The sequence below is a fragment of the Hyphomicrobium zavarzinii ATCC 27496 genome, from assembly GCF_000383415.1.
Classification (GTDB): Bacteria; Pseudomonadota; Alphaproteobacteria; order Rhizobiales; family Hyphomicrobiaceae; genus Hyphomicrobium_C; species Hyphomicrobium_C zavarzinii.
In genome coordinates this window covers 209,246-232,648 of sequence record NZ_KB911255.1, presented here as the reverse complement: position 1 = coordinate 232,648, position 23,403 = coordinate 209,246, and the positions used below count along the sequence as shown (strand labels likewise).

Annotated in this window: 25 protein-coding genes, 1 tRNA gene and 1 pseudogene; 11 read left to right on the top strand and 16 right to left on the bottom strand. The window is 63.2% G+C overall.

Annotated features, from left to right (window positions below; translation table 11 throughout):
- Positions 1-110 precede the first annotated feature (110 nt).
- A complete protein-coding gene (locus F812_RS0101080; RefSeq protein ID WP_020084102.1) occupies positions 111-497 on the top strand; it encodes a hypothetical protein in 387 nt (128 codons plus the stop codon).
- 267 nt (positions 498-764) lie between these two features.
- Complete coding sequence (locus F812_RS0101075) at positions 765-971, top strand: hypothetical protein (RefSeq protein WP_020084101.1); 207 nt, start codon at positions 765-767, stop codon at positions 969-971.
- Positions 972-1,039: 68 nt separating this feature from the next.
- On the opposite strand, the gene F812_RS22090 is transcribed toward F812_RS0101075, so the two are convergent.
- Positions 1,040-1,369 (bottom strand): META domain-containing protein, encoded by a 330-nt coding sequence (locus tag F812_RS22090; protein ID WP_198011113.1) that lies wholly within the window; start codon positions 1,367-1,369, stop codon positions 1,040-1,042.
- Between the two features lie 299 nt (positions 1,370-1,668).
- On the opposite strand from F812_RS22090, the gene F812_RS0101065 reads away from it, so the two are divergent.
- Entirely contained in the window at positions 1,669-3,372 is a 1,704-nt protein-coding gene (locus tag F812_RS0101065) for a SulP family inorganic anion transporter (protein WP_020084099.1), read from the top strand.
- Here F812_RS0101065 and F812_RS0101060 read toward each other — a convergent pair.
- Positions 3,339-3,776 (bottom strand): VOC family protein, encoded by a 438-nt coding sequence (locus tag F812_RS0101060; RefSeq protein WP_020084098.1) that lies wholly within the window; start codon positions 3,774-3,776, stop codon positions 3,339-3,341. The two genes, F812_RS0101065 and F812_RS0101060, sit on opposite strands and share 34 nt — an antisense overlap.
- Positions 3,777-3,933: 157 nt before the next feature.
- On the opposite strand from F812_RS0101060, the gene F812_RS0101055 reads away from it, so the two are divergent.
- Entirely contained in the window at positions 3,934-5,460 is a 1,527-nt protein-coding gene (locus tag F812_RS0101055; RefSeq protein WP_020084097.1) for a YifB family Mg chelatase-like AAA ATPase, read from the top strand.
- Between the two features lie 54 nt (positions 5,461-5,514).
- Entirely contained in the window at positions 5,515-5,877 is a 363-nt protein-coding gene (locus F812_RS0101050) for a four helix bundle protein (protein ID WP_020084096.1), read from the top strand.
- A 37-nt stretch (positions 5,878-5,914) separates the two neighbouring features.
- Here the strand turns inward: F812_RS0101050 and folD are convergent, their stop codons facing one another.
- The 3 genes from folD to F812_RS0101035 form a co-directional block, all read right to left on the bottom strand.
- Entirely contained in the window at positions 5,915-6,790 is an 876-nt protein-coding gene (gene folD / locus F812_RS0101045; protein ID WP_020084095.1) for a bifunctional methylenetetrahydrofolate dehydrogenase/methenyltetrahydrofolate cyclohydrolase FolD, read from the bottom strand.
- A 43-nt stretch (positions 6,791-6,833) separates the two neighbouring features.
- Positions 6,834-7,109 (bottom strand): DUF167 family protein, encoded by a 276-nt coding sequence (locus tag F812_RS22085; RefSeq protein WP_020665342.1) that lies wholly within the window; start codon positions 7,107-7,109, stop codon positions 6,834-6,836.
- A gap of 65 nt (positions 7,110-7,174) precedes the next feature.
- Positions 7,175-7,465, bottom strand: coding sequence for a YggT family protein (locus F812_RS0101035; RefSeq protein WP_020084093.1), 291 nt, complete (start codon positions 7,463-7,465; stop codon positions 7,175-7,177).
- A 450-nt stretch (positions 7,466-7,915) separates the two neighbouring features.
- On the opposite strand from F812_RS0101035, the gene F812_RS0101030 reads away from it, so the two are divergent.
- Positions 7,916-7,991 (top strand) — tRNA-Ala (locus F812_RS0101030).
- On the opposite strand, the gene F812_RS26750 is transcribed toward F812_RS0101030, so the two are convergent.
- On the bottom strand, positions 7,962-8,213 hold the full coding sequence (locus F812_RS26750) for a hypothetical protein (protein ID WP_198011134.1): 252 nt from the start codon (positions 8,211-8,213) through the stop codon (positions 7,962-7,964). The two genes, F812_RS0101030 and F812_RS26750, sit on opposite strands and share 30 nt — an antisense overlap.
- On the opposite strand from F812_RS26750, the pseudogene F812_RS25870 reads away from it, so the two are divergent.
- Positions 8,098-8,358, top strand: a pseudogene (locus tag F812_RS25870) (heavy metal translocating P-type ATPase); the annotation flags it as partial. The gene F812_RS26750 and the pseudogene F812_RS25870 overlap by 116 nt on opposite strands.
- Positions 8,359-8,735: 377 nt before the next feature.
- Positions 8,736-9,989: a GGDEF domain-containing protein gene (locus F812_RS0101025; protein WP_026867746.1), complete on the top strand. Its 1,254-nt coding sequence runs from the start codon at positions 8,736-8,738 to the stop codon at positions 9,987-9,989.
- A gap of 102 nt (positions 9,990-10,091) precedes the next feature.
- Here F812_RS0101025 and F812_RS22080 read toward each other — a convergent pair whose 3' ends face one another.
- The 7 genes from F812_RS22080 to F812_RS0100990 form a co-directional block, all read right to left on the bottom strand.
- Positions 10,092-10,361 (bottom strand): hypothetical protein, encoded by a 270-nt coding sequence (locus tag F812_RS22080; RefSeq protein ID WP_020084091.1) that lies wholly within the window; start codon positions 10,359-10,361, stop codon positions 10,092-10,094.
- A 166-nt stretch (positions 10,362-10,527) separates the two neighbouring features.
- Positions 10,528-12,432, bottom strand: a complete 1,905-nt coding sequence (locus F812_RS0101015) for a propionyl-CoA synthetase (protein ID WP_020084090.1) — start codon at positions 12,430-12,432, stop codon at positions 10,528-10,530.
- Positions 12,433-12,503: 71 nt separating this feature from the next.
- Positions 12,504-13,283 (bottom strand): 3-oxoacyl-ACP reductase FabG, encoded by a 780-nt coding sequence (gene fabG, locus F812_RS0101010; protein ID WP_020084089.1) that lies wholly within the window; start codon positions 13,281-13,283, stop codon positions 12,504-12,506.
- A 17-nt stretch (positions 13,284-13,300) separates the two neighbouring features.
- Positions 13,301-14,107 carry an ABC transporter permease gene (locus F812_RS0101005; protein WP_020084088.1) on the bottom strand — a complete coding sequence of 269 codons (807 nt, stop codon included), beginning with the start codon at positions 14,105-14,107 and terminating at the stop codon, positions 13,301-13,303.
- Positions 14,107-14,961, bottom strand: a complete 855-nt coding sequence (locus F812_RS0101000; protein WP_020084087.1) for an ABC transporter permease — start codon at positions 14,959-14,961, stop codon at positions 14,107-14,109. The genes F812_RS0101005 and F812_RS0101000 overlap by 1 nt, the downstream gene beginning before the upstream one ends.
- A 1-nt stretch (position 14,962) precedes the next feature.
- The gene (locus tag F812_RS0100995) at positions 14,963-16,123 is read right to left on the bottom strand and encodes an ABC transporter ATP-binding protein (RefSeq protein WP_020084086.1); all 1,161 of its coding nucleotides are present in this window, start codon (positions 16,121-16,123) and stop codon (positions 14,963-14,965) included.
- Positions 16,120-17,253 carry an ABC transporter substrate-binding protein gene (locus F812_RS0100990; protein ID WP_156827164.1) on the bottom strand — a complete coding sequence of 378 codons (1,134 nt, stop codon included), beginning with the start codon at positions 17,251-17,253 and terminating at the stop codon, positions 16,120-16,122. Before F812_RS0100990 ends, F812_RS0100995 begins: the two co-directional genes overlap by 4 nt.
- 213 nt (positions 17,254-17,466) lie before the next feature.
- On the opposite strand from F812_RS0100990, the gene F812_RS26745 reads away from it, so the two are divergent.
- Complete coding sequence (locus tag F812_RS26745; protein ID WP_020084084.1) at positions 17,467-18,468, top strand: phosphotransferase enzyme family protein; 1,002 nt, start codon at positions 17,467-17,469, stop codon at positions 18,466-18,468.
- Positions 18,469-18,480: 12 nt separating this feature from the next.
- The gene (locus F812_RS26740; protein ID WP_051113754.1) at positions 18,481-19,836 is read left to right on the top strand and encodes an aspartate aminotransferase family protein; all 1,356 of its coding nucleotides are present in this window, start codon (positions 18,481-18,483) and stop codon (positions 19,834-19,836) included.
- Between the two features lie 51 nt (positions 19,837-19,887).
- On the opposite strand, the gene F812_RS0100975 is transcribed toward F812_RS26740, so the two are convergent.
- Together F812_RS0100975 and F812_RS0100970 are read right to left on the bottom strand one after the other, a co-directional pair.
- Positions 19,888-20,655 (bottom strand): DeoR/GlpR family DNA-binding transcription regulator, encoded by a 768-nt coding sequence (locus tag F812_RS0100975; RefSeq protein ID WP_026867743.1) that lies wholly within the window; start codon positions 20,653-20,655, stop codon positions 19,888-19,890.
- 253 nt (positions 20,656-20,908) lie between these two features.
- Complete coding sequence (locus F812_RS0100970) at positions 20,909-21,397, bottom strand: DUF411 domain-containing protein (RefSeq protein WP_020084081.1); 489 nt, start codon at positions 21,395-21,397, stop codon at positions 20,909-20,911.
- Positions 21,398-21,615: 218 nt separating this feature from the next.
- Between F812_RS0100970 and F812_RS0100965 the strand changes: the two genes are divergently transcribed.
- Positions 21,616-22,986 carry a methyl-accepting chemotaxis protein gene (locus F812_RS0100965; RefSeq protein ID WP_020084080.1) on the top strand — a complete coding sequence of 457 codons (1,371 nt, stop codon included), beginning with the start codon at positions 21,616-21,618 and terminating at the stop codon, positions 22,984-22,986.
- Positions 22,987-23,027: 41 nt separating this feature from the next.
- Here F812_RS0100965 and F812_RS0100960 read toward each other — a convergent pair whose 3' ends face one another.
- Entirely contained in the window at positions 23,028-23,303 is a 276-nt protein-coding gene (locus tag F812_RS0100960) for a metal-sensitive transcriptional regulator (protein ID WP_020084079.1), read from the bottom strand.
- Positions 23,304-23,403: the final 100 nt, after the last annotated feature.

Sequence of the window (23,403 nt, the reverse complement as noted above, 5' to 3'; positions counted from 1 at the left end):
TGGCAGAATGGATACAGGCCCGAGCAAGTGCAGCACCCGAACGATTGCATCACGTTCGATTAGAGCGGAGCATCAGACTCTGGGGACATGAGCCCGAAAGGGGCACGCGGGTGGACTACACGGCACTGTCGAAAATCGTTCTCTTCCTCGCCTTCGGGGCGGCGTCGATCGCCGGCATGCGCCGGCAATGGATCAATGATCCGCCGGGCTTCCGAAAGACGCTGAAGCTGGTCGCCGCTCTCCTGGTGTTCAGCCTCGCGGGCGTCGCGCTGATGATTGCCCTCGTGCCCGAGCCCCCCGGAAACGCAAGCGGCATCGCGACCCTCGCCCTGATCGGGTTTATCCTGAGCTGGATCTTTCTCAGCTCGCTCTGGCTGGCGCGTCATGCCCCGCGCTACAACGCCCTACCCCGATGGGTGGACCATCGCTTCGGCCCCGTCGAATCCACCCTGATTGCCGTCTGCGCAGCGAGCGTTTTGACGTTGCTTTTGCTCTAGAAACAGCAAGCCCATTGTTATTTGAACAAAGCCCGGAAATTCGCCGCACCTTTTTGGCTGCGACATTATCCGGACTGGAAATGGCGTAGCCGAATTACAAATCTCATTTTGTTGGTAGGGACGGGAAGTATCAAAACCTAGAGTCACTCCACAATCTTTGAAGCGCGGACCGCATGTCTGCGCTTCCAATAACGATAAGAACGACGATGGGAACCGAAACGTCCGGCCTTGAGGAGCGCTCAATGCCAAAGAAAAAGGGTCCCATCGATGATCGAGCTCGCACTGATTGCCTGCCTCACCGCCGAACCCGGCAAATGCAAGGATGTCGGCCTCATCTTTCAAGCGGAGAGCATGACGCCGATGCAGTGTGTGATGGGCGCCGCGCCTGAAATTGCCAAATGGACCGACGAGCATCCGCGCTGGTACGTGAAGCGCTGGACATGCCGTCCCGCAGGCACCGTCGCAAAGATTTGAGGACCTCTCTCCGTATCGCCGGCTCGCACTCGGCGATACGGGTTCGCGCGGTGATAGCGCGGAGTGGATTAATCGGACTTCACCAGTCTCAGCAGCTCGGCGCCGTCCTCTCCCTGCAATCTTAGGATGGACCCTTCCAGCTTGTAGCTGCGAGCCCGCGTAAGCGCGCCGAGGAATTTCTGCTCCTGGTCCATGACCGCGGGCGGGCACATCATGCGCGTGGTTGCAGGCGGCGCGATGGTGATCTTCTCTCCGGCGATCTTCGCCGTGCCGGAAATCCGATTGCAGCCGCCAGCCCCGCTCAGCTTTCCGGAGGCATCGATACGAAACGTGGAAGCGACGTTGTCGACGACGCCGCGACCCTCGATGTCCTCGGCCAGCCAGGTGATGTCTGTCAAAATCGCATCATCCGCAGCCGCTCCGGCAAATGGAAAACCTGCGGCAACAAGAAGTCCGGCCACAAATCTAAACGACCTCATAAGGACAGTCTCCCAAAGCACAGAAAAATGCAGGAGTGCGCCCTGCGACGATTGCGAACCGGACACGCACGCCCTATGGCCTAAAGATGCACACCTGAACGTGGCCGAATTCTGTAGAATTCGAACCGCTTATTACTCCTGCCGCGACTTCGTTGCGACGGCGACCGCCGACACCCGAGCCGACGATCCCGCCGCTCCTTGATCAAGGAGACGGATCCATGGACGCGTCCGCGTCACCCCCGCGCAAACCGCCTGCGCCGACCTTTCGCGAGCTCTTCACGCCGAAGCTGATCACGCTCCTGCGTGAAGGCTACGGCGCGAAAGACTTCGGAGCGGACGCGCTGGCAGGCCTCACCGTCGCAATCGTCGCGCTCCCCCTCTCGATGGCCATCGCCATCGGCTCGGGCCTTTCCCCGGAGAAGGGCCTGTTCACCGCCATCGTCGGCGGCTTCCTGATCTCGGCGCTCGGCGGCAGCCGCTTCCAGATCGGCGGGCCTGCGGGCGCCTTCATCGTGCTGATCGCCGCCATCGTGGAACGGCACGGCTACGACGGTCTCGTGCTCGCAACCTCCATGGCCGGCCTGCTGATGATGCTCGCAGGCTTCCTGCGGCTCGGAACGTACATCAAATACATCCCCCTGCCCGTCACCGTCGGATTCACGGCGGGCATCGCCGTCATCATTTTCGCGAGCCAGATGAAAGAGCTGCTGGGCCTCGATCTCGCCCATGAGCCCGCGGCCCTCGCCCCCAAGCTCGCGGCCATCTGGAGCGCGCTCGGATCGTTCAACCCGGCCGCAATCGGATTGTCGCTGCTTGCCGTCGTCCTCATAGTCGGCCTGCGCCGGGTAAAGCCCAAATGGCCCGGTATGCTCATCGCCGTCGCCGTGACGGCGCTGCTCACGGCGCTTTTCCAGCTCGATGTCGCCACCATCGGCTCGCGCTTCGGCGAGGTGCCGCGCATGCTGCCCTCCCCTTCGCTCCCCTCGTTCGATCTCGCCAAGCTGCGCGCCGTCTTCCCGGACGCCCTCGCCATTGCCCTCTTGGGCGCCATCGAAAGCCTGCTCTCGGCCGTCGTGGCGGATGGCATGACCGGACGCAAGCACCGCTCCAATTGCGAGCTGGTCGCCCAGGGCGCCGCCAACATCGCAGCCGTCACCTTTGGCGGCATGTGCGTGACAGGCACCATCGCGCGCACCGCGACCAACGTGCGCGCCGGAGCGCGAACGCCGGTCTCCGGCATGCTGCACTCGGTCTACATCCTGCTGTTCCTGCTGGTCGCCGCGCCGCTCGCCGCCTACATCCCTCTCGCCAGCCTCGGCGGTGTCCTGGCTGTCGTCGCCTGGAACATGGCGGAGAAAGAGGAATTCGCGGCGCTGTTGCGCTCCTCCTGGGGAGACGCGACCGTTCTCATGGCCACCTTCCTCCTCACCATCTTCGAGGATCTCACGATCGCCATCGCCGTCGGCGTGACGCTCGGCGCCTTCCTGTTCATGCACCGCATGGCGGAGAACGTGGAGGTCGAAACGGGGCACGCCCTCGTGGCGGACGATGCCGCCGATACGGCCGGAGAGCAGCGCACACGCTACGAGCCTGCCACCTATGGCCAAGATGTCGTGGTCTACCGCATCTCCGGCGCATTCTTCTTTGCCGCCACCGCCGCCGTGCGCGGCGTGCTGGACCGCATCGGAGAACATCCCAAGACGTTCATCCTGGATTTCGCCGACGTACCCCTCGTCGACAGCACCGCCGCCAAATCCCTGGAAGGCTTCGTGCACCAGCTCGAAGGCGCCGGCACGAAAGTGGTTTTTACCGCAGCCCGCCCCAACGTGCGCCGAACGCTCCTCAGCGCGGGCCTCAGATCTCCGCGCGTCCACTATGCCCCGAGCATTCAGGATGTTGTGGACGCAGCCCAGGGATCGTAGCTGCCGAAACTCCACGCGTGCCCCTCGGGATCGCGGACGGAGTAGCTGCGCCCGCCGTAGCTATCTCCCCGCGGCGCGATCACGGTCTCCGCACCCGCCGCGGAAGCCCGCGCATAGTGCGCGTCCACATCCTCGACGATGACGTAGAGGGTCTGCGTGCACCGCCCGCCCGCGCGCTCGGGCAGCGTCATGACGAGCTTCCCGAACTCACCCCCGTTGTCCGGCCCGATCATGATCATGCAGTTCGCGAACGTGAGCTCGGCATGAACCACCTGACCCGCGTCGTCGCGATAGACCGCATGCTGCTCGAAGCCGAACGCCTCGCACAACCAATCGACCGCCGCGTCGGCATCCTTGTAGCCGAGGCAGGGGATGAGACTGCACTTCGCACTGGGTCCGGCCATTTCGAAAGTTCCCTGAGAAAATCCAAGAGACGACGGAAGATAGAACGCACTTCGCGAGGCGAGGTTCTGGCGGTACCGGCGTTTCGCACAGCCTTTCGCGACGGATATTCCCGGGTCAGGCGTTCCCCCTACTGATGACAGCCGCGCCGGGGGTGAGATGTACGGGACCATCGCAACAGTTGCGTTCGTGGGCGTGGAGGCGCGCGCCGTCGAAGTCCAGGTGCGGATTACCCCGGGCCAGCAGACCTTCGCCATCGTCGGCCTGCCCGACAAGGCTGTCGCCGAAAGCCGGGAGCGCGTGCGCAACGCGCTGCACGCGGTCGGCCTGGGCCTCCCTTACAAGCACATAACCGTAAACCTCGCCCCCGCCGACCTGCCGAAGGAGGGCAGCCACTTCGATCTCGCCATCGTGCTCGCACTCATGGTCGCCATGGAGGCCGTCGCACCCGACGCCATCGAGCGATACGCCGCCATTGGCGAGTTGGCGCTAGATGGATCGATCCGCTCGATCCCCGGCGCCCTGCCCGCCGCCATTGGCGCCAGCGCCATGGGCAAAGGGCTGATCTGCCCGCAGGCCTGCGGTTCGGAAGCAGCCTGGGCCGGAGAGGACGCCGACATTCTCGCCGCTCCTCACCTTCTATCGCTGGTCAACCACTTCAAAGGGCTGCAAACGCTCTCGCGCCCCAAGCCCGCCCTCGAGCAGGACCGAACCGCTCTTCCCGATCTCCGCGACGTCCGCGGTCAGGAAAGCGCCAAGCGTGCGCTCGAGGTCGCGGCTGCCGGCGGACATAACCTGCTGATGATCGGCCCGCCGGGATCGGGAAAATCCATGCTCGCCGCCCGCCTCCCGTCGATCCTTCCCCCGCTCACGCCCGAGGAGATGCTCGACGTCTCGATGGTCCACAGCCTCGCCGGAGAGCTGATGGGCGGAAAGCTCTGCACCGAGCGTCCCTTTCGCGCGCCTCACCATTCCGCCAGCATGGCAGCCCTGGTGGGCGGCGGAACGCGGCCGCGTCCCGGCGAAGCGAGCCTCGCCCATCTCGGCGTCCTCTTCCTCGACGAGCTTCCCGAGTTTCAGCCAGCGGTACTCGATGCGCTACGTCAACCGCTCGAAACCGGCGAGCTGATCATCGCCCGCGCCAACCATCGCATCGCCTATCCGGCCCGCATGCAGCTTGTGGCCGCCATGAACCCCTGCCGGTGCGGAGGCGGAGCGGGGCAGAGCTGCAAACGCGGCCCGCGCTGCGCCGCAGACTATCAGGCGCGCATCTCAGGTCCCATGCTCGATCGCATCGACATTCAGATCGAGGTGCCGGCCGTCTCCGCCGCCGATCTCGTGCTGCCGCCGCCCAACGAAGGCAGCGCCGAGGTGCGCGCCCGCGTCACCGCCGCTCGCGAACGCCAGCGTGCGCGCTTCCTCGCGCACGGCGCCCCGAAACTGCGCACCAACTCCGAATGCACGGGCCACATTCTCGAAAAAACCGCCGAGCCCGATCAGGCAGGCATCACCCTCATTCGCCAGGCCGCCGAAACGCTCAAGCTCTCCGCCCGCGGCTTCCACCGCACCCTCCGCGTCGCCCGCACTCTGGCTGACCTCGACGGCGCCGAAACCGTCGGCCGCATCCACATCGCCGAAGCCCTCTCCTACCGCGGCGAGACGTTGAGGCAGGAGCGGGTTGCGTGAGGGAAGGGGGGAAATGGGAGAAGGCAGTTAGGCAGTAGGGCAGTGGTGGCTGGAATGATCCAATCCTATCGAGATTTGAAAGTTTGGCAGCTTGCGATGGATTTGGCCGAGTGCGCATATCGGCAATCGGAATGCATGCCAAACGCAGAAACCTACGGATTGTCGTCCCAAATCCGCCGTTCGGCCGCTTCAGTGCCCGCCAACATTGCTGAGGGATACGGCCGCGAGACGACCGGTGCCTACGTCTACTTTCTCAGAACTGCGCGCGGCTCTCTCAAGGAACTCGAAACTCACATCCTGCTTTCGGAGCGCGTGGGATTATTGGACCCCACGCGCTCGGGAGAGATGCTGAAAAGTGCAGAAAGCATAGGCAGAATGCTGAACGCGCTCATTAGAGCGCTCAAGGCCAAGCAATAGAGCAACCCCCTACTGCCTACTGCCTACTGCCTACTGCCTAATCCTTGATATTCTTCTGGATCTTCGCTGCCGTCACGGTGTTCTGCAGGAGGCACGCGATGGTCATAGGGCCGACGCCGCCCGGAACCGGCGTGATCGCGCCCGCAACCTCGGCGCACTCCGCGTAAGCCACGTCACCCACGAGCTTCGTCTTTCCGTTCTCGCCCGGCACGCGGTTGATGCCGACGTCGATGACGATCGCGCCCGGCTTGATCCAATCGCGCTTCACCATCTCGGGACGGCCCACGGCCGCGATCACGAGATCGGCCTCGCGCACCACGCCCGGAAGATCCTTCGTCTGCGAGTGGGCAATCGTCACAGTGCAGCTCTCGCGCAGCAGCAGAGCGGCCATCGGCTTGCCGACGATGTTCGAGCGGCCGATCACCACCGCATGGAGCCCCTTGAGGCTCGGAACCGCGCGCTTCGCCAGGATCGCCGAGCCGGTCGGCGTGCAGGGGACCAGCGTCCGCTCGCCGATCCACAGCCGGCCGACGTTCGTCGGATGGAAGCCGTCCACGTCCTTGTCGGGATCGATGGTGTTCAGAACCTTCTCGGCGTTGACATGCTTGGGCAGCGGAAGCTGCACCAGGATGCCGTTCACCTCCGGGTTGGCGTTGAGGCTCTGCACGAGCGCCAGGATCTCCTCCTCGGAGGTGCTCTCGGGCAGCTTGTGCTCGAACGACTTCATGCCAACCTCGACGGTCTGCTCGGCCTTGTTCTTCACATAGACCTTGCTGGCCGGGTCCTCGCCCACGAGCACCACCGCGAGCCCCGGGGTAAGCCCATGGCTGGCCTGAAGTGCCTTCACGTCCGCCGCCACCTGCTTGCGAACATCTGCTGCGATGGCTTTGCCATCGATGATCTGGGCTGCCATGGTTCCCTTCCTCTTTTTTGCGTTGCCCTAGTCGTAGCCGTAACTAGAAGGCGGCCAGCCTTTCGGCCAACCGCGCTTCGATCTCGTCTGCATTGCCGGTGATCTCGACCGACTTGACGCGCGACTTGCCGCCTTGGGCGAGCCGCAAGCTGCTCTTTCCCATTCCGAGCCATCCGCTCAGAAGCTTCAAGAGCGCAGCGTTCGCTTCCCCGTCGGCGGGCACCGCACGCACCCTGGCCTTCAGGGCAGGCCCCTCGGCGGTCGTTTCGATGCCGTCAATACTATCTTTGGACGATTTCGGCGTCAGACGCACGCGCACGATGACGCACCCGGCGCCCGCCCGCCGGTGAACGGAGGCCGGGGTGTCTGTCCCGGCAATCCCCGTCACAGGAACAGCTTAGCGATATTGGTCAGCACCACCTGCTGGATGAAGAAGCAGCCGAGCAGCAGCACGAGCGGCGAAATGTCTATGCCCCCGAGGTCCGGCAGCGCGTTTCGGATCGGCCGCAGCAGCGGCTCCGTCACGGCCGCGAGCGCCTGGGCCAGCGAGCTGACGAACCGGTTGTAGGGATTGACGACCCCGAAAGCCATGAGCCAGCTCAGAATGACCGAGGCCAGCACGATGTAGACGTAGAGATCGATAAGATAGCTGATGAAGCCGAGCAGCTCGATCATTGGGCGCAAAATCCTAGAGTGCTTCCGGAGAAGTGGGGACCCTGTCTCCGACAAGAAGCACGGCAAAACAGAAAGCTGGAGACGTTTCGCGATTGAACCAAGACCGAACCGGCTCCACGAGCATTTTCGACGGATCTTTCCCGTACGCCAAGGGCTTGCCGCGCTCCCCGTCGCCGCGTCGCCCCTTTTCGACCGGAAGCGGGTATCCGGATCGGATACCGCTTCATCTGACGACGTGTAACGGGTGAGGCGCTAGGCGGCAAGCCGCCGTGGGGCTTGGCGCACACCCTGCGCCCCCTCCGGACAAGCCAGTCCGCTGTTCCAAGCCGGAGCCGCCTATCCCCTTCCTTGACAACGCGGAAAAGCGGACGGTAAATGCGCGAACTTCAGGCAGCGACCGCACCGATCCTCTTGGGCCGGTGCAAACGTCGCCAAGATCCCATGCCTTTAGGGGCCGTAGCTCAGATGGGAGAGCGCTGCAATCGCACTGCAGAGGTCAGGGGTTCGATTCCCCTCGGCTCCACCAATTAAGCAATTGATTTTTTAAAGCTCTCTGGCCGCCTTCTGAAGCCCGTGCTCTGCAATGGCAGGCCTCGTGGCCGCAAACCCCGTGCGCGCTTGCCATAACGACGCCGAGCACCGTGCTGGAAGCGATCCGTAAACTGCGGGCACAGACAAAGGTCGCAATGGTCGGTGACGGCGTGACCGACGCGCCGGCAATGGCAAACGCCACGGTCGGCAGCGTCATGGGAGCGGCGGCTCCGACGTTGCCCTTGAGACCGCGGATGTGGCGTTGATGGCCGACCGCCGCGCACATCTTCCATTGGCGGTCGGATTGAGCCGGCATACCCGAAACTGTAATCCGGCAAAATGTCGTCGTGAGCCTCAGTGTCGCCCCTGCCGGTCTGTCATCGATAAAGCTTGCGTCGCTCAGCCGGCGCGCAACCAATGCCCGTCGAGCGCGGCGAGCCCTGGCCCGCGTGACGCGATCGGGATCATCGTCAGGAAGATGACATCCGTCAGCGCTTAAGTCGTGTCACCTTGGGTGGGGTGGGCTAAACCCGGCTGGCGTTAGGACGCAGCCTCGCGGCCGGCCAGTGGCCAGCACAGGCCGTGAAGAAAGCTCATCGCACAAAACCACACGACACCGCGCTCGAGACAGCGCGGGTCTTGGTCGGGGGCGTTATCCCGGCGTTGATTCTCTTGAGCGTTTATGAGAAGTGGCGACCGCGTGAGGCTAGTGCGGCTGGCCATCTTGGGGGGCGACGACATGTCTGGGTTTTTGCTGCTGCTTGGGCAGGCCATCGTCTACTTCGTCGGCTTGGCCTACATATTCTACAAGAGGAAGACCATCGGTATTGGCGTCTTCTTCTGCGTCATCGGTGCGATACATTTTCTCGAGACTTATCTTGCCGCCGTCTATTTCATAGAGCTTCCGTTCGGCCTGATTTCGCCCGGCTCGACAGTTATGTTCACGGGCAAGCTCGCTTTTTTTCTGCTTCTTTACATCAAAGAAGATGCGGAGAGCATGCGCCAGCCCGTTTACGGGCTCTTGGTCGGCAACCTCCTTATGGTGGCGTTGGCGTCGTTCCTACGCCTTCACAGCGACCCGGCGGGGCTGCCCGGCTACAATTCAGACCTCCAGTTCATTGACCAGATCGGCCTGCTCATGGTTTGGGGCACGGGCCTTCTCTTCATCGACCTCATTGCCCTGGTGCTGATCTACGAGCGTTTAGGCGCGGTTGTGACGAACACCATTCCAGGCCGCATGTTTATAAGCTTGGCCATTGTTTTGAGCTTCGACCAGGTTCTTTTCTATGCCGGCCTGAAGTACGTGACGGGCGTGCCGATTTCGGCGTTCTACGGCGGCTGGATTGCCAAGATGGGCGCAGCGGTCTTCTTTACGCTCATGGTATCGGCCTATTTGGCGTTTGTTGAGCGCGGCGAACTCCGCAGCGAGGCGCACACAACGGGAGATGTTTTCGACCGGCTGACCTACCGGCACCACTACGAGAAGCTGGTCGCGCGCGTGGGTAAGGACTCTCTGACGGGGTTGCAGAATCGCGGACAACTTGACGCCAAAGGGCCCGCGATGCTCCGGGTTGCATCACGTGCGGGATTGACGGTGAGCCTGATGATGATCGATGTCGATCACTTCAAGAGTATCAATGACAACTTCGGGCACCTTGCCGGTGACCGTGTGCTGCGTAGCGTCGCCGAGACGATTGCCAAGGTGAAGCGGGATGACGATGAACTGTTCCGTTTTGGCGGCGAGGAGTTCGTGCTGCTATGTCCTGAATCCCGCCCGGACGCGCAGACACTCGCGGAGCGCGTGCGTGCAGCCGTGGAACACAGCCCTCACCCCGGCCTTGACCAACTGGTGACCGTGAGTATCGGAATTGCGAGCTTTCCCAGCGATGCGCGTGAATTTGCGGTGTTGCTGAAGCGGGCGGACCAAGCGCTCTACCGAGCCAAGGCACTCGGCAGGAACAGAGTCTGCGATGCTTCGGAGTTCAGCGGATAGTCCGGCCCACCTCAACGAGATGTCCAGCCTGAGAGCCACGCCCCGCGCCGCCGACGATTGCGGCCCAAATTAAATCAGATCGTTATCACGACATCGGGCGGGCTAGGGCCTGTCCCAGGGCAGCCCCATGATCGTGACGCCCATGGTCACGCTCGAAAAGGTCAGCCCATTGAAGAAATAGAGAAGGAAAAGCGCGAGATAAGGCTCGCTGGAGCTCGCGATCAGATCCTTGAGCCCCGCCACGTTGGTCAAGAGCAAGACCGAGACGAAAGCGACGCCAATGGCCACCCCGAGAAGCGAGCTCAGCCCGAGTATCTGAAGGAGAAGGGGTATCTGTCGCCCGCTGACCGGGACTGGATCCTCGGTTGTCATGTGCGGCTCCGTCTAGCCAGGGCCTCTGTTCCCCGCCCGCCAGACAACACTAAAGAATGCCCTGATGTAAGACAACGAGGCGCGCGGCCGCCGAGGCGGACGCGCCTCATAAAACCCTAATCCAACACAAGGCACGCGTTGCGGTTCCGCGCCTCGCCGCCTCGCCTCACCCGGCAATCGGCCGCGTGCTCAGGATCGCGCCGATCTCGTCCAGGATCGCCGGATCGTCGATGGTGGCGGGGATCTTGAAGTCCGCCTTGTCGGCGATCTTCTTGATGGTGCCCCGCAGGATTTTCCCGGAGCGCGTCTTCGGCAGGCGCCCTACGACACGCACCGTCTTGAACGCCGCAACCGGCCCGATCCGCTCGCGTACGAGCGCCACGATCTCGCTTTCGATGTCCTTCGCGTCGCGCTCGACACCGGCCTTGAGCACGATAAAGCCGACCGGAAGCTCGCCCTTGAGAGCATCCGCCGCGCCGATCACCGCGCACTCCGCTACATCCTTGTGAGACGACAGCACCTCCTCCATAGCCCCCGTCGAAAGCCGGTGGCCAGCGACGTTGATGATGTCGTCCGTGCGTCCCATGATGAAGAGATAGCCGTCCTCATCGCGGTAGCCCGCGTCTGCGGTCTTGTAATAGCCGGGGAAATGGTCGGTGTAGCTCGGGCCGAAACGCTCGTCCGCATTCCAGAGCGAAGGCAGACAGCCCGGCGGCAACGGCAGCTTGACGACGATGTTTCCGAGTTGCCCCTGCTGCACGGCGTGCCCATCCTCGTCGAGAATGTGGATGTCGTAGCCCGGCATCGGAACTGTCGGCGAGCCGGGCTTCACCGGCAAGGCTTCGAGCCCGATCGGGTTGGCCGCGATCGCCCAGCCCGTCTCCGTCTGCCACCAATGGTCGATCACGGGAATGCCGAGTGCCTGCTCCGCCCAGCGCACCGTATCGGGATCGGCACGCTCTCCCGCGAGGAACAACGTGCGCAAGCCGGTAAGATCGTAGTTCGCGATCTGGCTTCCCGTCGGATCCTCCTTCTTGATGGCTCGAAGCGCCGTGGGGGCGGTGAAGAACGCCGCCACCTTGTACTCCGAGATCACACGCCAGAACGCGCCGGCATCGGGTGTGCCTACGGGCTTGCCCTCGTAGATGATGGTCGTGTTGCCGTTCAGAAGGGGGCCGTAGATGATGTAGGAATGGCCGACCACCCAGCCCACGTCGGACGCGGACCAGAACACGTCTCCCGGCGCGACGCCGTAGATGTTCCGCATCGTCCACGTGAGCGCCACCATGTGCCCGCCGTTGTCGCGCACGACACCCTTCGGCTGCCCGGTGCTGCCTGACGTGTAGAGAATGTAGAGCGGGTCTGTCGCCTTGACGGGCACACATGCCGCCTTCTGCCCGCTCTCGCGGGTCTTCGCGACAAGCTCGCTCCAATCGAGATCGCGGCCGGCCTTGAGCGCGGCCGTCTCCATCGGACGCTGGAGAACGACGCAATGCGCGGGCTTGTGCGCGGCCATCTCGATGGCGGCGTCGAGCAGCGGCTTGTACTTGACGATGGTCTTGGGCTCGATACCGCAAGACGCGGAGACGATGACCTTCGGCTTCGCATCGTTCAGCCGCACGGCGAGCTCGTTCGCGGCGAACCCGCCGAACACAACCGAATGGATCGCGCCGAGCCGAGCCGCCGCGAGCATCGCCACCGCGACCTCGGGCACCATCGGCATGTAGATCACAACGCGATCGCCCTTGGTGACACCGAGCCCGGCGAGCGCAGCCGCGAAGACCTCCACCTCGTCGAGCAACTCGGCGTAGGTCACCGTGCGCTTGGTGCCCGTGACCGGGCTGTCATAGATGATCGCAGGCTGCGCACCACGCCCCGCTTTCACGTGGCGATCGATGCAGTTGTAGGATGTGTTGCACTCCGCACCCGCGAACCAGCGGCCATATTGTCCGCTGCCCGCGTCGAAGATCTTGTCGGCAGGCTTGAACCAGTCGACCGCCTTGGCCGCTTCCCCCCAGAAAGCCTCGGGATCGGCCAGCCATCCGTTATAGACGTCCCAATATCTGCCCATCTGCCTGCTTCTTTTTTGACAGCACCCCGGAGCCGCTTTCCGGCTCCGGGGTGCTGGTATCACAAACTGTCTTAGATGCTGTCGATCGCTTCCACAGATTCCGGGAGGATCTGTCCACCGTCAACGACGATCGTCTGTCCGGTGATGTAGGAAGCTTCCTGCGAGGCGAGGAACAGCGCGGCGTAGCCGATGTCCTCCACCTTGCCGAGCCGCTTCAGCGGAATGGCCTTCGCCATGCCGTCGAGATAACTCTGGCCGAGATCCTGCAGACCCTCGGTGATGATGTTGCCCGGCATCACGGCGTTGATGGTGGTGTTGTAGCGCGCAAGCTCCATGGCCGCCGTTCTGAGGAAGCCGAGCTGTCCCGCTTTCGAGGCACCGTAGTGAGACCAGCCTGGATAGCCCGTGATCGGCCCGGTGATCGAGGAGGTGACCACGACGCGCCCCTTGCCCGCCTTCTCGAAGGCAGGAATGCACGCCTTCACGCAGAGAAACGTGCTCTTGAGATTGGTGCTGAGCACCTGATCCCAATCCTCGGGCGTCAACTCGACGATCTTCTTCTGCGGGAACACGCCGGCGTTGGCGCACAGGATGTCCACCTTGCCGAAGGCCTCGATGGTCTTGGCCACGAGCCCCTGCACGCTCTCCCAGTTGGAAACGTCGGACGCGTGGGCAACCGCGGTGCCGCCCGCGTTGCGGATCTCGTTGACGGTGGCCTCCGCATCGGCGAGCCCGCGCGCCGTGACCATCACCTTCGCGCCTTGGGCGGCGAACACCTTGGCGATGCCTTTTCCGATTCCCTTCGAGCCACCGGTCACGATGACGCTCTGGCCGGCAATTGACGTCAGCATTGTCTAAGTCTCCCGTATCAGTCCGAGGATTTGCGCGTGAAGCGGTTGATCAGCAGCGGCACCGTGAGCGCAAGCGCGACGAGCACGATGGACGCCGCCACCGAGAGCATGCCGACGGTCGGCACGAGCGGTGAGTAGCCAGATACCATCTTGGCATAGAGCCATTCGGGCAGCGTGAGATCCGCACCCGTGGTGAACAGCGAAAGCGGGAAGTTCCCCCAGCTCAGAAGGAAGGAGAACAGTCCCGCCGACACCACGCCCGGCATCAGCAGCGGAATGGTGACCTCCCGCAGGGTCTGCCACGTGGAGCACCCCATGTCGCGAGCCGCTTCCTCCAGCGCCGGATCGAAACTGTAGGCGCGGATCGCGATGATCAGCGTCGCGATCGGCGCGATCCAAACCAGATGCGCGATAATGGCGGTGTGCCACGTGGGCGTGATGCCGATGGCATTGAACCACATCAGCAGCGCGAGCCCGAGAACCGACTGCGGAAAGAAGATCGGCAGCAGGATGAGCTTCTGATAGAGCCGCCGGAACCGCCACTGGTAGCGCGCGAAAGCGAGCGCGCCGAAGAAGCCGAGCACCATCGACACGATGGTCACGATCGTGGCCACCTGCAGAGAGATCCAGAGCAGATCCGAAACCGTGTCGCTTTCGAGCGCCTGGGCATACCACTGCGTGGTGTACTGGCGGATCGGGAACGAGAGATAGCGCGCCGTCGAGACCGACGCGAAGCCGATGGCGACCAGCGGAAGATAGAGAAAGGCCAGAATGAGCACGCCATAGAGATAGAGGCCGATCCGGCCCGACTTGGAAGGATGCATCAGCGTTTCCTCCCCATGATGCTGTCGAGATCGATGCGCGTCACGCCTGCGATCGCGAAACACGCGACCACCGCGATCAGCGTCATGGCGAGCGCCGAGCCGAGGGGCCAGTTCTGGCCGTAGGTGAACGCGCGCTCGATCTCGTCAGAGATCACGATAACGGCACGGCCGCCGAGCAGCTTCGATTCCGCGATAGCGCCCGCTGTCAGCACGAAGGTGATGAGACAGCCGACGACGATGCCGGGAGCCGAAAGCGGCAACTCGACCTCGCGGAAGATCTGCCACCTCGTCGCGCCGAGATCGAAGGCCGCCTGCCGCGCATCATCGGGCACCATGGAGATGCCCTGCGCCAGCGGGAACAGCATGAACGGCAGATAGACGTAGACGAGGCCGAAGATGATGACGGGAACGTTGTAGAGCAGTCCGTCGAACGACTGTCCCGTCCAGTTCCGCCAGTAGCCCTCGATGAGACCACCTTTCATCAAGGTCAGCACCCAGCCGAACAGGCGGATATTCTCCGAGACGAACAGCGTCATCACCACGCCGATGGTGAGCACCAGCGTGAAGCGCCCGAACACCTTCGCCATGGCGAACGCGAGCGGCCAGCAGATGAGGAAGAGGATGAACGTCGCCGCGAAAGCCATCGCGAGCGAGATGAGCAGCGACTCCCAATATCCCTCCTGCAGCATGATCGCATAGGAGGAGAAATCCGGCAGGTTCGCGAGCGAGAACACCTTCTGCGGCATGACCGAGAAGGCAGCCACGACGCAGAGAGGCGCAAGAAATCCCGCCGCCAGGAAAACGCCGACCGGAAGAGCGCTCAGAAGACCGAGGCGCTGGTTGATCCGCTCCACGCTACGCCTCCTGGATGAGATGCGTGCGATCGAGGTCGAAACCGATGCCCATTTTCAAGCCCGGCTCCCAGGTCACCCGGTTCTCGCGCGAAAGCTCTACCGTCGCCTTGTAGCCGCTGTCGAGCTGTACGAGGTATTGCACGCGCGAGCCGAGCAGGTACTCGGACTCGACGAGCCCCTTGGCCGTCACGTCCGCGCCTTCGCCGGGCTTCAAGAGCCGCACGCTCTCCGGGCGCGCCATCATGTAACCCTGGAACCCCGGCTTCAGTCCGCTCTTTGCAGCCGCGACGGGATCCACCGTGACATGCTCGAAAGAAACGGATTTGCCGTTTCCGTTCGCGCGAAACAGATTCACCTCGCCCATGAATTCCGCGACGAAGCGGCTCTTGGGCTTGGCGTAGATCTCTTCCGCCGGTCCGAGCTGCTCGAACCGGCCAGAGCGCATGATCGCAATGCGATCCGACATCACCATAGCCTCTTCGAGGCTGTGCGTGATGTAGATGAAGGTCTTACCGGTTCTCTGGTGAAGATCCTTGAGCTCCTTCTCGAGCATCTTGCGCAGCCGGAAGTCGAGCGCGGACAGAGGCTCGTCGAAGAACAGGATCTCGGGATCGAACGCGAGCGCACGCGCAAGTGCCACGCGCTGACGCTCGCCGCCCGAGCACTGCTGGATGCGCTTATCGTAGTAGTGCTGCGGCAGCCTCACGAGATCGAGCAGCTCGAGCGCACGCGCCCGGCGCGCGGCGGGATCGACGCCGCGGATCTTGAGTGGAAACTCGATGTTCTGCCCGACCGTGCGGTGCGGAAACAGCGCGAGCGACTGGAACACCATGCACGTCGGCCGCCGGTTGGCGGGCACGTCGTCGATGCGCCGGTCGCGCAGCCAGATCTCGCCGCTGGTCTGCTCTTCCATGCCTACGAGCAGCCGGATGAGCGTCGTCTTTCCACTACCCGACGGTCCGACGATGGCGAGAAACTCGCCGTCGGCCACCGTGAGGTTCACGGAATCGAGGGCCGTGAAGCTGTCGAAAGTCTTCTTGAGATCGACAACGCGAAGGATAGGCGGCGCATTCACATTCATGTGGGTCAGTCTAGACGTGTCGCTAAAATTGGAAAGGTCCGCCTTCCCGTCGGGAAGGCGGACCGGTGCTGCGATATTCATCGACGCTTCGCCGCCGTATAGATCTTGAGCAGCTCGTCGTAGTCGGGAACCACCGAGAAGTCTGCCGAGCGATGAAGCTCTTCCGACAGGCTATCCCACTGGATCGCGTCCAGCTCGGTGTTGTTCCACAGCTTGAAGGTTTCCGGATTGCCCATCTGGCTCACCGGATTGTACGTGCCCTCCGCGAAGCTCACGGCCTTGGCGATCTCCGCCTTCTGCACGAACTCCAGGAAGTCCTCGGCGAGCGGGCTGACATTCGGGTTGTTGACGACCGAGGTCAGCTCCACCCAGACCACGCCGCCCTTGCCGTCCACCGGACCCTTCTTCGGCGTGATTCCGCGAATGTTGGTGGCGCCGTCGAAGCGAGCCGGGCTCGCGGTATAGGTGCCGCCCGTGAAGTACGCATCGATCTCGCCGTTGATGAGCGCGGTGTTCATCGCCACGAGATCGTCGCTGAGCATCTTGGCGCCGGCGAACACGGCCTTCGTCGTTTCCGTGAACTTCGTGACGCCCTCCGCGCCGACCGACTTGAACGGATCCACGCCCGCCGTGAGGCACAAATGGATGACGTTCCAGTTGTCGTAGGTGAGGATGCCGTAGCGGCCCTTCATTGCCGGATCGAGAAAGATCGACCAACCCTGATCCTCGGCCGTTTCGCGGCTGATCTTGTCTGTATTCACGACGAAGCAGAAAGGCCCGTAGCGTTGCGGCATTCCGATGAGCTCTCCGCTTTCGGCGAAAGCCAGCGGATAGGGCGCCGAAAACTCGGGCGACATCTTCGCGAAATAGGGGAGAAAACGATCCTTGTTGAGCGGCTTGATCAGCTTCTCGGGGAAGAGCTGCTGGCGCGCCCACGGCTGGTTGACGTTGATGAGGTCCCAGACCTTGAGCTCGCCCGCGCGCAGCTTGTTGATCATGTCCGGATCGGACGTGCCGCTTTCCGCGCGCGTCGTCACACCGGGAAACGCTTTGCGGAAGGGACCGAGCACGTTGTCGGTGTTGTAGCCCTCCCAACACAGAATATTCATTTCCTTCTCGCGCGCGGCGAAGGCCTGGCGCGCGGATCCGAACGCGGCAAGACCCGCGACGGCTCCCATACCTTTCGTGAAATGACGACGAGTGAGCTCCATCAAACCTCTCCCTGGGACGGTTAGGCGGTGTTTCCCCTAGAAACCTTTGGACCTTTGTTTTTGCGGCCCTTGTCTTGATCCGCCGCGCGCGTGTCGCGTCACGCCGGATTGAGCGTAGGATCAACGGGAATTGTTGTGAAACGCAAGCGGAATGTTGCAGAACGCAGAAATTTTCTTTATCTCCATCGGTAGCGAGAAAGCAGGGCGCGACCAATGGCAGGCATGTACGAGGACAATTTCGTCGAGCAACTACGCCAAGGCCTTTCCGGCCTGACGGAAGGATGGGGGCTTTCACCGCAGTGCAACGTAACGACGTTGAATCTCTCGGAAAACGCCACCTTCAAAGCCGTCGACCCTGACACCGGTCAGCCCGTCATCCTGCGCGTCCATCGCCCCGGCTATCACACCCGCCAGGAGATCGAATCCGAGCTCCAGTGGATTCACGACCTGCGGCGCGAAGGCATTGTTGCAACTCCCAAACCCCTCGCCCGCAAGGATGGCAGCTACATCGGAAGCATGTTCGCCGCCGGCGACAATCGCGATGTGGTCGCCTTCGAGTTCATGAGCGGCGCCGAGCCGTCCCAGGCGAGCGACGGCATCGTCGCCGGCTTCCGCGAGCTGGGTGCCATCAGCGCCCGCCTCCACCGCCATGCCCAGGGCTGGAAGCGCCCCGGCACGTTCCGCCGCAAGACCTGGCACTACGAAACCATGCTCGGCTCGTCTCCCCTGTGGGGCGACTGGCGCGAAGCGCTCGGCCTCAATGCCGTCGGCATGTCCATTCTCGAGCGGGCGAGCCGCGCACTCCAGAAGTTCCTCGCGGACTTCGGCGAAGGCCCCGAACGCTTCGGCCTCATCCACGCCGATCTTCGGCTGGCGAACCTGCTGGTCGACGGCGACCGCCTCGGCGTGATCGATTTCGACGACTGCGGGTTCAGCTGGTTCGTCTACGACTTCGCATCCGCCGTGAGTTTCTTCGAGCACGAGCCGATCGTCCCCGAGCTTCTGGAGTCGTGGACCGAGGGATACCGCTCGGTCGCGCCCCTGTCGGCAGCCGACGTAGCGGCCATCCCGACTTTCGTTTTTCTGCGGCGCTTTCTTCTCACGGCTTGGGTGGCAAGCCACGCCGAGACACCCACGGCACAGTCTCTCGGCGCGCCGTTCACGCACGGCACCGTAGAGCTCGCCGAGGCGTTCCTTTCAAAAACAGAGCGATAGGTGCTCGCCGACATGGCTAAGAAGAACGTAAAGGTGCTCCCGGCAGCACGCCAGATCCTGGACATGAACGCGTTCGATGCAGGTGCTCACACCGGCGCGCTCAACCCCCTTCTCGAACGGCGCATCGCCAACGTCGGTGCTTCCGCGGTGCTGTTCTATCGCGAGCCGATCGAGGTGGTCTCCGCCAGCGGCTCCTGGATGACGGCAGCCGACGGAAAGCGCTACCTCGATTTCTACAACAACGTCCCCTCGGTGGGTCACACCCACCCGCGCGTCGTGGCTGCGGTAACGGACCAGATCGGCCGCCTCAACATCAACACGCGCTACCTGAACAGCGTCGTCGATCTCTATCTGGATGCGTTGAAAGCCAGATTCCCCGCATCGCTCTCCAACGTGGTGTTGTCGTGCAGCGGTAGCGAGGCCAACGACCTCGCGCTCCGCATCGCGGCGGCCACATCGGGCGGAACCGGCATCATCGTGTCCGAGAACGCCTATCACGGAAACACCTCGATCATCTCCGACATCTCGCCCTCCGCCCTGAAGCGGCGCGGCCTGCCGGATCACGTGGTCACGGTCGCCGCGCCTTCGAACGCCGGACAGAGCGACTCGATCGAGAACGCCTTCGCCGCCGACATCAAGCGCGCCATCGCGGAGCTCGGGCGGCGCGGCCACAAGCTCTCGGCCTTCATCTGCGACTCGATCTTTTCGAGCGACGGCGTCTATGCCGATCCGCCCGGCTTCCTGCGCAAGGCTATCGAAACAGTTCACAAGGCCGGCGGCCTCTACATCGCCGACGAGGTACAGCCTGGATTTGCCCGCACCGGAGATGCCTTCTGGGGCTTCGCCCGCCACGATGTGATGCCGGATGTCGTCACCATGGGCAAACCCATGGGCAACGGCTTCCCGATGGCGGGCCTCGTGACGCGCCCTGAGCTGCTCGAGCGCTTCTGCGAGGATACCGGCTATTTCAGCACCTTCGGCGGCAATCCCGTCGCTGCGGCGGCGGGCATGGCCGTGCTCAACGTCATCGACGAGGAGCAGCTTCAGGAGAACGCACTCCGCCAGGGAAATCACATCAAGGAGCGCCTGCGCGACCTCGCGGCGAAGGACGACCGCATCGCCGAGGTTCGCGGCGCGGGCCTCTTCCTCGGCATCGAGCTTTGCCGGTCCGGGAAGAGGGACCAGCCGGATGCCGAGGTGGCATCGAGCGTGATCAACGGTCTCAAGGATCGTAGCGTGCTGATCGGCGCGGCCGGTAAGTTCGGCAACACCCTCAAGGTTCGCCCGCCGCTGTCGCTCTCGGAGGAGGAGGCCGACATCTTCGTCGACCGCCTTGCCGACACCCTCTCGGCCCTCCCGGCGGCCTGAAGCAGCGAACCGAGCTCCGATGCGGAACCCGCCGCATCGGAGGAAAGCTCTCTAGTCTGCTTCCGCGATCTTGAGCTCGACCTCGGCCGCCTGCATGGCCTTGAACAGTACGCTGTTCGGCGTCTCGTTGGTCACCAGCAAATCGACCTGGCTCCAGCTCGCATAGCGCGCCGTGAACATCTGATTGAACTTGGAACCGTCGGCCACGATCATCCGGCGGTTGGCGCGCTCGATCATCGCCGAATAGACGTCCGCCATCTCGATCAGGGCATCGCTGGCCCCTTCGGGCGCAAGACCGCTCGCCCCGAGAATGACCCACTGCGCATTGTACTGCTCCAGAAACCGCAGCGTCTGCGCCCCAAACATCGCCCCTTCACCGGCATGATAGAAGCCCGGCGTCATGAGCACGGTGATGGTCGGATTGGAGGCAAGCGCCGTCGCGATCGCAAAAGAATGCGTGATGACGGTCACGTTCTGCATGCCCGCCGCCATGCGCCTCGCCACATGCAGAGTGGTCGCGCCGGACCCCATCATGAACACGCGCGCACCGTCGCACATCCGGCACGCCGTCTTTGCGATCCGCGTGCGCTCCTCGATCAGAAGCGTGTGCCGCTGCGCAACCGAAGGCTCCGCGGCCTTGCGCAGGATCGCGCCACCGTAGGTCCGGCTGATCAGCCCCCGGCCGGTCAGCTCGTCGAGGTCGCGGCGAATGGTTTCCGTCGTGACGCGAAGCGCCTCCGCCAGCTCGCTGACGCGCAACGTCGGCTGATCGGAAAGCAAGGAAACGATTTCCCGCTGGCGAACACTCTTCTTGCTCATGTCTTGCTTCAGAGAGAAATGAATTGCGTCGCTCCAGCGGCTGCGCGTCGGAATAAGCCACAGCGCATCGAAGGCAAGCGGCCGGTGAAGGCCCATCTTACGCAATGCTGGCGCGTCGTCTAGGCGAGGAAGAAGAGCTTCGCACCGCTCGCCTTGCACCTCCCTCTCCGCAAACGCTGGCGCGCGAGCCACGATCCGCTGTTAACGGTATGGAAGCGCAAGGGCACGCTACCGCGATGCGGCAGCTCCCGTCTCAAACAGCTTTGTCCTCGCGATAGCGGCCGAATGTCTGGCGCGTATCGGCGTTGAACAGAATGACGTCGTAGGTCTCGGGCTCGCCGCCCTCCATTCCCGGTGAGCCGACGGGCATCCCCGGCACGGCCAATCCGCGCGCCTGGGGCTTATCCGAAATGAGACGCTTGATGGCGCTGGCCGGCACATGCCCCTCGACGATGTAGCCATCGATTTCCGCCGTGTGGCATGAGGCGAGATCGGGCGGAACGCCGAGCTTGGCTTTTACCGCTCTCATCCCCGGCACGTCGTTCACCGTGACCGGGAAGCCGTTCGCCACGAGATGCTCGACCCACTTGTGGCAGCATCCGCACGTCGGATCACGATGGACCACCATCTGAGGCAGCGCAGTCGCGTTCACGCGTCCCCCGCAGACGAGAAGCCCCGCGCCCGACACCGCCAGCCCGAGCACGAAGCGCCTGCTGAGGCTTGCCGAAAAATCGAATGACATGCGTCACACTCCTCTCGAACTCATCCGGGGGCCGAGCCTGTCTCGGACCCAGGTGTACCCGGACAATGGGCCGACTGATGGACTTAAGTCTAAGCCTTGGATCAACAATTTAGGCTCACGAATCAGGTACCAATTGCCGCATGACAAAGCACCCGTCTCACACCGCTGTGCTAGATCCGCTGTCGTCCTGCGCTTCCGATCCCGCAGGTTCAGGCGACTTGACCCCCATTGTAAAGGTATTCGCCGAGGAAGCGACAGGCGTCGGGCACCAGATCGTCGACATCGCATGCAACGCCAAGGTGCTGAGCACGCGCATGGCCACCCAGTCCGCCCGCATGATCGAGATCGGCACCGACATGCGCGATCTCGGAACCGAGAACGCCCGCGTTGCCACCAGCGCCCAGAACAGCCTCGAGGTTGCCCAGCGCACCAGCAAAGAGATCGCGGACTCCATGACCGCGATCCGCGCCTCCATCGCCAGCATCGACGCGCTAACCACCACCGTTTCCGAGCAGCGCGAGCTTCTGCGTCTCTTCCAGGACGCCCTGAAGAAGGTGTCGATCGTCGCGGCCGGCATTGAAACCATCACGCACCAGACGAACCTGCTCGCCTTGAATGCCACCATCGAGGCGGCGCGTGCGGGCGCTGCGGGACGCGGCTTCGCGGTGGTCGCGAGCGAGGTGAAAGCGCTGGCCGGACAAACGGCGATCGCAACCCGCGAAATCTCGATCACGGTCGGCGACCTGACCACCAAGGCCAACCTCCTGATCGAAAAAGGCACTAAGAGCGCGGATCTGGCGCACGCTGTCGACGAGAGCACCTCTCTCATATCCGCCACGTTCGACTCCATGGAAGCGACGGTGAACAACATCGTCGCCGACACCTCGGCCATCCAGACCGCGGCCGCCTCGATCGACACCCGCAGCCGCTCCCTGATCCAGGGCGTGGAAGACATGTCGGCGAGCTTCAGCCAGTCGGCCGAGAACATCGCGCGCATCGAGGGACGCTTGGGCGAGCTTCAGAGATCGGGCGAAGCTCTGATCACCATCAGCATCGGCTCCGGCGTCGAAACCGACGACAGCCCGTTCGCCAAGGAGGTGATGCGGCGCGCCAAGATCGTATCCGAAGCGCTCGAGGCGGCTGTCGACCGCGGAGACGCGACACTCGATCAGGTATTCGACACCACCTACATGCCGATCGCGGGCACCAATCCGCAGCAGTATCGCACGCGTTACATCGAGGTCTTCGACCGCATCATCACGCCGATCATCGATGAAGCGCTGCGCTTCGACAACAAAGTCGTCTTTTGCGCGCCGGTGGACGGCAACGGCTTCCTGCCGACGCACAACACGAAATTCTCATCGCCCCAGGGCAATGACCCTATCTGGAATGCCGCCCACTGCCGCAACCGCAGGATCTTCAACGATCGTGTCGGCCTCGGCGCCGGACGCAATCATCGCTCGTTCCTCGTCCAGACCTATATGCGCGACATGGGCGGGGGTAACTACGTGCCCATGGTCGACATCTCAGCGCCCATCATGATCAAGGAACGCCATTGGGGCGGACTGCGGCTCGCCTACACGGCCTAGCGCGCTCCCGGAAAAAACAAACCGCTCCTGACGTGCCCTGATCAGCGCGCGCTGCGCGCCAGCACGTCCATCAGCTCTTCGATTTTCTGCTTCTGCTCCGCAGCGTCGCCGCTGGCCATCGCATGCGCAACGCAATGCGAGATGTGATCGCGCAGCACGTCCTCCTCGACCCGCCGCAACGCGGCCCTCACCGCTGCGATCTGCGTGACGATGTCGATGCAGTAGCGATCCTCCTCGACCATCCGGCCAAGCCCGCGCACCTGTCCCTCGATGCGCGAGAGGCGTTTCAGACGTGCGGCTTTCGATGCTTTCATCATGCCTTGACGGATACCCTATGGGGGTATATCTGTCAATACATACCCCCACAGGGTATAGAGCCCCATGAGAGGCTGTCCGAAAGTTTGCGGCGGAGAAAAC